The sequence below is a fragment of the Chryseobacterium sp. 14P4.3.2 genome (assembly GCF_057799275.1).
In genome coordinates this window covers 156,816-169,519 of the sequence record NZ_JBYOKO010000002.1, presented here as the reverse complement: position 1 = coordinate 169,519, position 12,704 = coordinate 156,816, and the positions used below count along the sequence as shown (strand labels likewise).

11 protein-coding genes are annotated in these 12,704 nt (G+C 38.3%); 3 read left to right on the top strand and 8 right to left on the bottom strand.

Going from position 1 to position 12,704, the window contains the following annotated elements; translation table 11 throughout:
• Positions 1 to 339 precede the first annotated feature (339 nt).
• The 6 genes from AC27VX_RS04320 to AC27VX_RS04295 all read right to left on the bottom strand — a co-directional run bounded on the left by AC27VX_RS04320 (position 340) and on the right by AC27VX_RS04295 (position 7,831).
• Positions 340 to 1,779 (bottom strand): SusD/RagB family nutrient-binding outer membrane lipoprotein, encoded by a 1,440-nt coding sequence (locus tag AC27VX_RS04320; protein WP_488694055.1) that lies wholly within the window; start codon positions 1,777 to 1,779, stop codon positions 340 to 342.
• 11 nt (positions 1,780 to 1,790) lie between these two features.
• Positions 1,791 to 4,814, bottom strand: coding sequence for a SusC/RagA family TonB-linked outer membrane protein (locus AC27VX_RS04315; RefSeq protein WP_488694053.1), 3,024 nt, complete (start codon positions 4,812 to 4,814; stop codon positions 1,791 to 1,793).
• Between the two features lie 142 nt (positions 4,815 to 4,956).
• Positions 4,957 to 5,658: a LytR/AlgR family response regulator transcription factor gene (locus AC27VX_RS04310; protein WP_300690820.1), complete on the bottom strand. Its 702-nt coding sequence runs from the start codon at positions 5,656 to 5,658 to the stop codon at positions 4,957 to 4,959.
• Positions 5,639 to 6,712: a sensor histidine kinase gene (locus AC27VX_RS04305; protein ID WP_300690822.1), complete on the bottom strand. Its 1,074-nt coding sequence runs from the start codon at positions 6,710 to 6,712 to the stop codon at positions 5,639 to 5,641. The genes AC27VX_RS04310 and AC27VX_RS04305 overlap by 20 nt, the downstream gene beginning before the upstream one ends.
• A 162-nt stretch (positions 6,713 to 6,874) precedes the next feature.
• Positions 6,875 to 7,258 carry a DoxX family protein gene (locus AC27VX_RS04300; RefSeq protein WP_300690824.1) on the bottom strand — a complete coding sequence of 128 codons (384 nt, stop codon included), beginning with the start codon at positions 7,256 to 7,258 and terminating at the stop codon, positions 6,875 to 6,877.
• Between the two features lie 234 nt (positions 7,259 to 7,492).
• Positions 7,493 to 7,831: a hypothetical protein gene (locus tag AC27VX_RS04295; RefSeq protein ID WP_300690826.1), complete on the bottom strand. Its 339-nt coding sequence runs from the start codon at positions 7,829 to 7,831 to the stop codon at positions 7,493 to 7,495.
• Positions 7,832 to 7,838: 7 nt separating this feature from the next.
• On the opposite strand from AC27VX_RS04295, the gene AC27VX_RS04290 reads away from it, so the two are divergent.
• Positions 7,839 to 8,510 carry a hypothetical protein gene (locus tag AC27VX_RS04290; RefSeq protein ID WP_488694049.1) on the top strand — a complete coding sequence of 224 codons (672 nt, stop codon included), beginning with the start codon at positions 7,839 to 7,841 and terminating at the stop codon, positions 8,508 to 8,510.
• Positions 8,511 to 8,679: 169 nt separating this feature from the next.
• Here AC27VX_RS04290 and AC27VX_RS04285 read toward each other — a convergent pair whose 3' ends face one another.
• Positions 8,680 to 9,180 carry a TlpA family protein disulfide reductase gene (locus tag AC27VX_RS04285; RefSeq protein ID WP_300691058.1) on the bottom strand — a complete coding sequence of 167 codons (501 nt, stop codon included), beginning with the start codon at positions 9,178 to 9,180 and terminating at the stop codon, positions 8,680 to 8,682.
• Between the two features lies 1 nt (position 9,181).
• Positions 9,182 to 9,610 (bottom strand): rhodanese-like domain-containing protein, encoded by a 429-nt coding sequence (locus AC27VX_RS04280; protein WP_300691060.1) that lies wholly within the window; start codon positions 9,608 to 9,610, stop codon positions 9,182 to 9,184.
• Between the two features lie 169 nt (positions 9,611 to 9,779).
• Here AC27VX_RS04280 and AC27VX_RS04275 point away from each other — a divergent pair, with 169 nt between their 5' ends.
• Together AC27VX_RS04275 and AC27VX_RS04270 are read left to right on the top strand one after the other, a co-directional pair.
• Positions 9,780 to 10,892: a hypothetical protein gene (locus AC27VX_RS04275; RefSeq protein WP_488694047.1), complete on the top strand. Its 1,113-nt coding sequence runs from the start codon at positions 9,780 to 9,782 to the stop codon at positions 10,890 to 10,892.
• 121 nt (positions 10,893 to 11,013) lie between these two features.
• Positions 11,014 to 12,681 carry an FAD-binding dehydrogenase gene (locus AC27VX_RS04270; RefSeq protein ID WP_488694045.1) on the top strand — a complete coding sequence of 556 codons (1,668 nt, stop codon included), beginning with the start codon at positions 11,014 to 11,016 and terminating at the stop codon, positions 12,679 to 12,681.
• The last annotated feature ends 23 nt before the right edge of the window (positions 12,682 to 12,704 follow it).

The window sequence follows — 12,704 nt, the reverse complement described above, 5'->3', positions numbered from 1 at the left end:
TATGTATTTTATTTCAGAAATAAAGAAGTTCCTATAAAAAGAAATTGGCTTAAGATCATTGCTGATCATTAAGCCAAATCATTATTCAACATGGGAATAATAAACCAACCACATTATATTAATATTGAATTTTAGTAATGAATATCCTCTCATCATCTGTGCGTTTGCTCTGACTCTCCTTTGTTCTCTGCTGTAAATTTAGACTAACGAATCGGGAGTCGATAAAAATATCTATCAATGGAGGTTCTTCATCTACAAACTCATCTTTGCACATCAAGACAGTCTAAAATTTCATTTATTAAAAAGTTTGTATTCACAACTGTTGGTTTTTTTGTTTCATTAATGTATATCCCAGAAAACTTTGGTGGTCAGTTTATCTCCTCCTATTGCCGCGGCGGCTTTGGCATAATTGGTTCCATTTGTAGTGGCTTCCAGAGTGGGATATTGAAGTCTTACGGGTACTTTTCCATCTGCGTTGGCAATGGCGGTAGGCGGGGCCTGTAATGCAGGATAATCCAGACGGCGGTAAAAATTCCAGGAGACCACAGGATGATTATACATCGCAACCCACGCTTGCTCTCCAATAGATTTTTTCCAGTTGCCCGCATTGTAAGGATGGGCTGTAAGATAATTCTGAGCCTCCTGATGGGTAAGACCCCATTCTCTGAATGAAGCCTGAACTGCATTCTGATATAGGATTTCGGGATTTCCGCCAATTCCGAATCTTGCGGCAGCTTCCGCCAGATAAAAAGCAACTTCAGTATGCGTAATGAGATTTCCCGGAGTTGTCAAAGTATAAGCAAAAATACCCGGAGCAGAAAAATCTGTAAAATTTCCGGCTACACCAATAGTCTGCCCAATGTATTCTCCGTCTACATCCTGGAAGTATTTGGAAACTCTCGGGTCTGAGGTTGTATTAAGGAAATTGACAAACGGTTTACCCGCGAAAAAATCATCTCTTCCACTCACAATCAGATTTTCAAATAACGGATTAAAATTGGCAGTGGCAGCAAGATATCCAAAAAGGCCGCTCTGTGATTCATCTGTAATAACACCACCCGTAATTGCCGTATTAATACTGGATTGTGCAAAGGAAGGGTTAACGTCAGAAATTGCAATTCCCAACTTCAGGAGCAGCGAATTTCCAAACTTTTGCCATTTTCCGATATCACCTCCGTAGATGATGTCCCCCGGGCCAAAAGTCCCCTTTTCTGTTTCCAGATTATTGATATCAATTTTTAAACGGCTGATCAGGTCTTCATAGATTTTTGCGTCGTCATCATAAGCAGGAAGCGGAAACAGATCATTGTTAAGAGCCTGGCTGTAGGGCACATCTCCAAAAGTATCAACTAAGGTTTGAAAGGTATAAACGGACAGAATATCTATAATGGCTAACTGATTTTTTTTCTTCGCAGGCCATGTGCTGAGCTCTGAAGGAACGGGCTGGTATTGTTCTATAAATTCTTTTGCTTTATTAAGATTATTAAGCACATTTACATAATGATCACCCCATACGTTATTAGAGACGTTTCGGCCCGTAAAATTATAATTGCTTTCACTCACGTAAGTGGTTTCCTGCCAGTACTGCATGGTAAGCCGGAAATTGTTTTCGTTAACACTCGGCGTGGTCATATAATCACTCAGCTCCTTTTGCGCATAAGTAATAAGAGGTTCAGGACTTGCATTGTAGACGACATGGGGATCAAGATTGACGTCGTCTGATGTACATCCTACCAGCAGTAATGCTAAAAAAGAACTTAATATAATGGTATTTTTCATTGTAATAGTTTTTAAAAATTAACTTTCAGATTGAATGCAAAATTTCTTGTGGAAGGCATAACCCCGGATTGATATCCCTGAATACTTCCCGACGAAAGTCCCGCTTCCGGATCAGCATAAGGAAGGTTTTTGTGAATAATCCAGAGATTGCTTCCTGTTAATCCAAGAGTAAGCGCCTGAACCCCTATGTTTTTAAAAAGATCTTTATTAAAGGTATAGGAAATAGAAACCTGACGTAGTTTGATAAAGCTTGCATCATATACAAATGCCGCCACAGGTGGATCTGTTTCCAGAGTCTGGCTGGACATGGAACGGTCCAGACGGATCGTATTGGGAATATAAGAGCCTGGATTATTAGGATCCTGCATGACTCCCGGTAAAATAACCCCGCCTCCATTAGCTAATGTATTTCTGACAGGGTTTCCAAGGTCATTTAAACCAACAGAATCAGGATACAGTCCTGTTCCGTAGCCGTAGTACTGGTCTAGGGAAAATATCTTTCCTCCTTTTTTCCAATCAATCTGAAAGCTTAGATTAAAATTTTTATAGGTAAAAGAATTAGTTAATCCTGCAATAAAATCCGGCTGAAAACTTCCAAGGTTATGGTTAGAATCATCAGTATGAAGATAAGCACCATTTCGTCCTATGACTTTGTTCCCGCTGGAGTCATATACAAAATCAGCTCCCCAAATGCTTCCGTACTCTTCATGGAGAGGTGCATTGATCGTAATTCCGCCCTGCAAAGTACCTATGGTAATATTCTCAATTCCTTCCCGTAAAGCGGTCACTTTAGTTTTGGGATTGGACCAGTTGAGTCCCATTTCCCAGGTAAAATCATTGAGCCGCACCGGAGCGGTATTTAGAGATAACTCCACCCCTTTGGTAGTAAGTTCTCCTGTATTCTGAATTTTAGCCCCGGAACCGGTTCCGAGTGATATGGGAAGTGGCAGAATCTGATCAGATGCAATATTTCTGAACCACGCCAGATCAAACCCGATTCTGTTTTTGAAAAACTGCATATTAGTTCCTGCTTCAAAATTTTTCAATTTCTGAGGAAGAAGATCAGTATTTCTCAATGTGGTATTGTAGGAATATACAGGATTGTTTCCAAATGAGGTCTGCACGGTAAACCTATTCCGCAGCTGATCCGCAGCAGTATCAGAACCAACTTCAGCATAAGCGGCCCGGAATTTTCCAAAACTCATCCATTGCTGTTTCAGTACATTGGAAAATACAAAACTTGCCGAAACGGAAGGATAATAATAGGCATTCTTTGCTTTTGGGAGTGCTGTAGACTGGTCTCTTCTGAAAGTTCCTTCAAGATAATAGGTATTTTTATATCCTAAAGAAGCCTGAACAAAAGCCCCGTAAATATATTTGGAGGTATCTGTGATGAGGGGTCTTGCAGGGGATGATGCCGAGTTGGCAATGGTATAAAGCCCCGGAATATAAAGTCCTCCAGATGTAGTCTGTGCATTGGAATAGCTGGTCTGTACATTGATATTTCCTCCTGCGAGGGCCTGAACATTTAAATCTTCAGTGATATTCTTTTTATAAGTCGCAATGAGATCATAATTGGTTTCCGTAAAACGGAGGTTGGTCACCGCATATCCTGAAGGCTGTTCTATAGGATTGAAACTGAAAAATGCGGGAACCGAGCCTACTGCCTTTCTTTCTTCAATAATCATATTATAACCGTCAATACCTACTCTTCCCAGAATATTAATATTTTTTGATAGATCGTAGTTCAGACTGAAGTTCCCCGCAAAACGTTCTCTTTTGTCATTCTGGTAATTCTGATACCTTACAAAATAAGGATTGTCCCAGTAATTGGGAGCCAGGTTAACAGGAGATTTGATGTTCCAGCTATAATTTTTATTAAAAGTATCATAGAGGTATTTCTGATACTTAATATCTACATTCGTGGGCCACCACTGGCGGAAACTCCCCATGATATTATCTCCATATCCTGTTGTATTTCTTCCTTTGGTACTTTGCACAATGTAATTGGCAAAAATGGAGGCAGTAAGTTGATCTGTGATCTTATAAGAAGCATTTCCTCCAAAATTATTCTTTGAGAGCGAAGAATTAGGAAAAATATCAGTTGCATAAGTATTGGAATAGCTCAATCTGAATGATGCGATGTCACTTCCGCCACTCAGTGCAATAGTATTGGTTCGGTTAATCCCTTTTTCGAAAAAAGTTACCGGGCCGTTTTTGGCAATGGCCCAGGGAGTCTGTTTTCCGAAATTCCGGGAATCCGGAATAAAGGCATCATATTGCCAAACCATAAGATTAGGATCGTAAGGAGCTCCATAAGAAGCATCGTGTAATGTAAAAGCCAAAGGACCGCCTTCATAAGACTGGAAATGGTTTCCCCAATATCCCTGTCCATATTCAGTTTGGTATTCAGGGAATGTAGATTGATCTACGGTAGATACGGAAATACCTGCGCTATATTCCAGACCAATACCCTGCGTATTTTTCTTTCCTTTTTTTGTTGTGATAATAATGGCTCCGTTTTGGGCTCTGGATCCATATAAAGCGGTTGCAGCAGCCCCTTTTAAAACGTTTATCGTTTCAATATCATTGGGATTGATATCTGAAACAGGACTTCCGTAATCATAACCTCCAAATCCGTTTTGCTGAACACTGGAATTGATGTTCCTGTTGATAATTGGAACTCCGTCCACAACAAAAAGAGCCTGGTTATCTCCCAGAATAGATTTGTAGCCTCTGGACACTGCATCTACAGAACCTCCAAAATTGGTAGATTGTCTGATCTCAAGGCCTGCTACTTTGCCTGAAAGGTTATTCAGGAAATTGGTAGTAGGATTTTTGCTGATATCTTCACCTTTCACTTCCTGCGTAGAATAGCCAAGAGATCTTTTTTCTCTTTTAATTCCTAAAGCGGTCACTACAACTCCCTCAATATTCTGTGTTTTAAGGGTGTCCCGCCTGCCCTGGCTGAAGTAGGTTTCGCTTCCCATGAAAAAAGCAACCCCCACGCTCAGAAGCTTCAATTTGTATTTCATAATTATTGATTTTTCTTATTGTTTTATCAAAATTCAATAATTAGTGAAGATTATGGAGAAAGCTATATATCAACGGCTGAGTAGCGTCTACTAAAAATATAAATTATTTAATCCATGATTTATACTGTTTGTTCTAAAGTATTTAAAGCTCCAGTGAGGGCTTATAGGTTCTGCCGATCGGAAGTTTTTTCCCATTGATCTGAATGATGCTGGCAGACTTCATGTCAATTTTTGATTTGGAAATAATATAAGACTTGTGAATGCGGGTAAAAAGCCTGGGGTTCAAACTTTCCTCTATTTTACTGATTGGCATTTTAAAAGTGAATGTTTCAGCTTTCGTGTGAATATTAATGTATTCCCTTAAGCTTTCAATATAGAAAATATCCTGAAGAATAATTTTAACCTGTTTTTTTCCGCTGCTGATAAAAATATGCTCCCGGTCTGCAACTTCAAGTAAAGCATCTTCCGCTTCCATTAAATACTTGAATTTTCCTATAGCTGCCAGAAAACGATCATACGGAATAGGCTTCATCAGATAATCAGCAATATCCAGCTCATAGCCCTCTACAGCATACTGATGATAGGCTGTGGTGACAATAACGAATGGGGGATTTTTCAATTTCCTCAGAAAATCAAAACCTTTCACTACCGGAAGATGAAGATCCAGAAACATAAGGTCTACCTCATGAATAGTAAGAAGACTGCTGGCATATACTGCATCAGCGCACTTCCCTACCAGATTAAGCTCTTTATCTCTGGAAATGAAGTTTTCCAGAATTTCAGCGGCAATAGGTTCGTCTTCTACAATAATGCAGTTGTATTTTTTAGGCGTTGAATGTATCATGGAAATCTATGGTTAGTTTTACAATATAACGGTCTCTTTTATTTTCAACAGAAAGAGTGTGTTTGGGATAAAGCAGTTCAAGCTGTCTGTGGATGTTTTTTACTCCTATTTTAGTTGAATGTTCTACAGATCTTTCTTCTTTTGAGTTCTCAATAAAATAAGTAAGGATTCCGTCTTTCAGCCGGATATCAATATGAATAAAACTTTCTCCCAGGCTTTCTGAAACACCATGTTTAAAAGCATTTTCCACAAACTGAATCAATATAAGAGGAGAAATTTTCTGAGAAGGATTATCCATATCTACCGTAAGATCTACTGTAAGTTGGCGGTGGCGGATTTTCTGAATTTGTATAAAATCCTTAATGTTTTCAATATCTTTCTCCAGAGAAATGGTTTTTTCTGCTGCTTCATAGATGTTGTACCTCATCACTTTTGAAAGCTGCAGAATGACATCAGGTGTTTCATCGGCTTTTTTTAAAGCCATTCCATAAATGTTATTGAGTGTATTGAACAGAAAATGCGGATTGATCTGAGCCTTCAGCATTGTTAATTCCTGATCCAGCTTTTCTGATTTCAACTGTGAAAACTGCTCTTTCAGAAGGTTTTTCTGTCTTGTTATCTCAACACCAAAGACCAATCCTACCATAAAAATAAGATCCATAAATGAATTGAATACCACAAACCCATTCATATATCCTGACGGCTGCTTGCCATCCAACGTTTCTATAATACCATAGATGTAAGGATAAATGATATAATGCGTAAAAAAACGGTGTCCGAAGACAGCTGCCACGATGATCACTATGTAAAGAACATATTTGAAAAAGCTTCTGATATTCATCTTCTCATACACATACAGCAGACTGTAAGCAAGCGGAATTTTAATCAGAAGATATCCCAGCTCCAGAACAAGTGTATTCTGAATCCGAAGCTGCCATTTGAAATCCGGAAACTGATATCTGGACCAGTAAAAGTCGAGATAAGCCTCCAGCATATAATACAATATCCAAAACAGCAAATGAATCTGTAACTTGGATTTTTTATCAGATTTCAAGCGTATAGAGTTTTAAGAATACAAAGTAATACCATTAAGCCAAAGATAAAAAGATAAAAGCTACGAAATCCTGCCATTCATCTACAAACTACCCTATTTTTTACTTATCTGATCATTTTAAACTTAATTCTCTCTTTCTGCAGAACGCTTCATCGATAGAATTTATGATGTTTTTTTTAAACGAATTTTTGGAAACATAAGATTCAGAAAGCAAAATATCAGCAGGAAATTAAATTCAGCGCCGTTAGTCCCTCCTCCTACTACGAACCAGCCATTTTGCCAATGGACATAGTAAATCCCAAAAACAAAAATCAAAATATTACAGATGGCTACCGGTTTGATGTATCGGTCCAGCCAGAGCAAAGGTACAGAGACAAGATGAGTTAATTTGACTGTCCATGCTATATAAAGCCCTACCGGACTAAATCCTATGGCATCCAGATACTGTAGTCCAAAATTATTGACATCACCACTGAAAATAGACATTGTACTATGCATCAGTAAAATAACTGACAGCGCAAAACGAAGAAAGAAATTATTTTTCATGAAACAAAAATATACATCAGGATAACTGATTGTATTATTTTGCAGACCAATGACTATTAGACGTATACGAAGGATTTATTTACGTCGTAAATATAATTTGCGGAATAATGGTAATCTTTACCTATCCCTTTTTTCTTTCAGTACAATGTTAATTAAATCTCTAAATATAGAAATATTATGATAATTTATTATATTGCATTCAATGTAAACCAAAGCTTCATTTAACCTAAATCATTAAAAATATGAAAAAACATTTCTATCAGTTGTAATAACTGCTACATCTTTTTGCATTAAAATTAATGCACAGGTAGGTATTAATACTCCAAATCCACAGGGTGCTTTTACCATAGATGCCGCGAAAGATAATCCCACAACAGGCACTCCTACAGCAGCTGAACAAGCCAATGACGTTACGGTAACCCCTACAGGAAGTCTGGGAGTGGGAACCAATACTCCGGCCGGAAAGCTCCACGTAGATGGTGGCGAGTCCCGTTTTAGCTCAACCACTTCTGCCTGGGGAATATCTCCCACTACAGGTGGAACAACAGGTTCTGCCAATTCTTTTGAAATCATTGATCGTGTGAATAATATCCGCAGAATGGTATTGAATGATAATGGTGATGTTTCTTTAGGAGGAGCTGTTGGTTCAAACTCGGGAGCAGGAGCTATTTCAATCAGAACTGGCAATGTCGGGATTGGAACTGGGACTCCCACTAACGTACTAGATGTGAACGGAACGACCCGACTGAGAACAGTAAGCCAGGCTACGGGCTCAACTGTAATTGCGCCAATTTATGTAGACCCTACAGGAGTTGTAGTGAAAGCATCCCCTTCCTCTAATTATGGTGGATTAACATCTAACCAGGTAACCGTAGCCTCAGCAGGTGTAGGTACATTGATAACCGGACTGGCCCAGGGAATCTATAAAGCCACTGTTATTGTAAGTGATGCTTGTGTTAATTATAGCACTGCTGAATTTTTAGTTCACAACTTCTCTTTTAATAATAATTTTGGACTTAATGGACAGATTGGATATGTCACTAACGGAACTCCGCCTGCCCGCCCTACTTTCACACAAACTGTAAGAACAAACATTGTTGTTGAGTGGACTGGAATATCAGGATGCCAGGATGGAGGCAATAATACGGCTCTCAACTATGCCTTGGCAATGCCTTCTGCAGGAACTATTAATGTAACTAATAACGGAAACGTAAGCCGTACCTATAGAATTGTTCTTACCAGAATTGATTAAAAAAAATAATCATTAAATGTAAAAGAGATCATTATTTCCCTCATAATGATCTTTCTTATGTATACTATGCAATAATTTAAAACAATTATTAAGCTTTAGATTCTAATACACAAATACAAAAGAGTGGCAATTACTGTCACTCTTTTATATTTTATTAAAATATTTAATGCTATTGTAAAGTCTTCTTTAAAAATATACTGAGCTCATCTCCATGAAGATTTTTGGCAATAATCATTCCCTCCCCGTTGATAATAACATTAAAGGGAAGTTCATCAATTTCATATGTTTTTGCAACCGGACTTTTCCAAAATTTCAAATCACTGATCTGAATCCAGCTAATACCAAAACGGTCTATAGCCTTCTGCCAGCTTTCTTTATTTTTATCCAGAGAAACACCCAGAATTTCAAATTTATTGTTTTTCACGTGATCAGCATACGTATCATAGAATGCTTTCAGTTCCGGCTGTTCTTCCACACATGGCGCACACCACGTAGCCCAGAAGTCTATTAAGACAAGCTTTCCTTGCAGTGTAGAAAGAGAAAACGAGGTTCCGTCTGCTTTAGCCATTGTAATTTCAGGAGCTTTCTTACCTACTTCTATTTTAGTATTCTGGGCAAAAGCGAATCCGGAAATGATCATTAAAAGGAATACTGTAAAACGCATCTTCATATTAGTCATTTGTAGGATAATCTTTATCTAGCCAATCTGTTTTAATATTTTTAGGAAGATTAAGGAGTTTTACATTTTTAAACCCCATTTCCATCAGCAGATTAAATGCCGGACGAATATTTGGACATTTTACGAAAGGACAGCATCCGCAATAGATTACAATTTCTCTATCCTTAGGGACATTTTTAAGATAATTTCTTAGTTTTTCAAGGTTTTCAGGTTCATGGGTAGGCCCTATATCTACCGAACCTTTAATAATAGCTTCAGGCCCCACCGAGATAATAACCAGATCTTTTGTTTTCTTTTTTTCAATTCTGGATGCAAGAAGTGCAGGATCCATAAGTTGGCTGTCTTTCCATGGATCAGATTTTTGCTGTGCCTGACTGAATGTAGAGCAGACAAAGCACGCAATGATAAACAAATACTTCATATTCTATTTTTCACAAAGATAAATAAGAAGTTCAAAATTGGAAATTGAAAGTAAAAAATTAAAAGAAATATTAAAAATGGATCCGCATTTTGTACCTTAGTGATGATTATGGATAATAAAAGGTTTCCTGATCATAAATCCCCGAAAAGCATAATACTATTGTACGTCTATGAAAGTAAGCCCTCCCGCTCATTGGTTTGAATTTATAAAAAACTTTACAAAAAAATTTGAAGATGAGATCGTTTATGATATGGTGCGTGTACTCCGTACCAAAGAAGATATCGAAGAACGATACAATACGTATCAGTTTAAAGAATTCCTTCCAGATTACATCCCTGTTGCAGATGATTCAGGTGGACAGGTTGCTGTTATCTCCAAAAAAGAAAACGATACTAAAGTGTATCTAAGTTCATATGGTACGTTACAGGAAGAAATGCTGGAAGTTCTGGACCGTGATCTGATGCACTGGATGCAGCGAAAATTCCCTTTTGACAGAGAGCAGACCACTCTATCTACTAAAGATCAAGAGGAGATAATGAAAAAAAATGAGGTTTTATTTCAGCACATCATTTCTCATCCGGCTATAATAAATTTTCTGGACAAAAAAGTTGTTACAGAGGGCCTTATGCTTCCTGAGAACTATGCTGCAGCAGACCGTATCTATTATTTTCAGGAAGGCTACCACTACAATTCTATTGAGAATAAGGTGCTTACCGGAAATAATCCCGGGGATTTCAAACCAGATTGGGTTGTATTGGCTGTTAATTATTTTGCTGATCCGTTTTTTATCAGTTTAAAAGAGGAATCAAAGGGCTTTCCTGTGTACTTTGCCTATCATGGCCAGGGATATTGGGAGCCTTTAAAAATAGCTGAGAGCTTAGACATTTTTCAGAAAATAGTGGATGATACCTTTTCTGTAAGATCTGATAAAAATGCATTGGCAGATTATTTTTCAAAATATAAAGACATAGAAAATCCTTTTTGGGAAGAGGTTTTAGAGGCGATTCAAAATAATCCGGAAATGGATGAGGAAAACGCAGAAACTGAAACCAGTGAATCTGACTGGCGGAAAGCCAATTTATACATTACCGATATCGGTCCGAATAAAATAAAGATTATTGCTTTGCTGAAAAAGGAACATAAACTTTCCGGATCAGAAGCTTTGGCCTTAAGTAAAAACGACAGGATTTTGTTTACGACAGGCTATTATAAATGGCTGGATTATCATTGCCAGCAACTGGAAGAATTAGGAGCTAAGATGGAAGTTGAGATCATAGAATAAAAGAACATGGCTATATATCCTTTAAATCAAATTTAAGATTGATATTTGGCTGCTTCTAATCCTCTGTGAATACAAATATTTTATACATTTATATAAGTATTTAGAACAAAAATTTCAGTCCATGAATATAGAAGAAACATTTCAGCCTGATACCATCATTGTAGGAACCGGGCTTGCCGGGCTTACTGCTGCAATGGAAATTACCAATGCCGGGAAGAAGGTCCTTTTACTAGACCAGGAAACAGAAGAAAATATTGGAGGCCAGGCTTTCTGGTCATTTGGAGGACTTTTTCTGATCAATTCACCTCAGCAGCGGAGAATGGGAATTAAAGATTCTTATGAACTGGCTTTACAGGACTGGAAAGGCACAGCAGGATTTGACCGCAAAGAAGATTACTGGCCCCGAAAATGGGCTGAAGCCTATCTGAAATTTGCTGCAGGTGAAAAATATGAATACATTTCTAAGCTGGGAATCAAACTGATGTTCATGGTAGGCTGGGCAGAACGTGGTGACGGATCAGCAACCGGTCATGGGAATTCTGTTCCCCGCTTCCATGTGAGCTGGGGAACCGGAACAGGTGTTATAAGGCCTTTTGTGGAAAAAGCCTACCAGGCTAAGGAAAAAGGATTGCTGCAAATGAAGTTCAGACGCAGAGTAACAGAACTGATCCTTGAAAATGGAAATGTAAAAAGTGTCAAAGGAGACATTCTTGAGAATGATGATAAAGAAAGAGGTGCTGAGACAAACCGAAATATTATTTCACAATTTGAATATACAGCGTCAAATATTATCATCGCTTCCGGTGGAATTGGCGCCAATCATGAGTTGGTAAAAAAAAACTGGCCCGAAAGATTAGGAAAAGCGCCCGAAAATATGGTGTGTGGAGTTCCCGCTTATGTAGACGGGAAAATGATCGGAATTGCAGAGAATGCAGGTGCTGATATTATTAACCGCGACAGAATGTGGCATTATACGGAAGGTTTACAAAACTGGAATCCGATATGGCCTAACCATGGAATCAGAATTTTACCCGGACCTTCTTCCCTATGGTTTGATGCTAAAGGAAAACGGCTGCCGGCTCCTTTTCTTCCGGGATTTGATACACTGGGGACCTTGAAATATATTCAGGAAACAGGTTTCTCTTATTCATGGTTTATTCTTACCCAAAAAATTATTAAAAAAGAATTTGCCCTTTCCGGTTCTGAGCAGAATCCGGATATTACGAATAAAGATTATTCTCTTTTTCTGAAAAGAATCTTTGGGAAAAAGGCTCCGGAGCCTGTAGAAGCATTTAAAGAACATGGTAAAGATTTTATTGTATCCGATAATCTGAAAGAACTGGTAGATCAAATGAATATATTGTCAGGCGATCATCTCCTGAGTTATGATTATATAAAATCACAGATAGAGGCAAGAGACAGGGAGCTTGACAATAAGTTTTCAAAAGACACTCAGGTTAACTATATCAGAAATACGCGCAATTATTTAGGTGATAAGCTAGGTCGGGTTGCCGCTCCGCACAAAATACTCTCTCCTGAAAACGGACCATTGATCGCTGTACGCCTTAATATTCTGACCAGGAAAACATTAGGCGGAATTAAGACTAATCTGAACGGACAGGTCTTAAGACAAGATGAAAGCATTATCGAAGGACTCTTTGCTGCAGGAGAAGCCGCAGGATTCGGCGGTGGCGGAATGCATGGTTATCGTGCGCTTGAAGGAACATTTCTTGGAGGATGTATTTTCTCCGGAATGAAGGCCGGAAAATATATTGCCGGATTGAAATAATTTACCTGAAAATACTGATATGT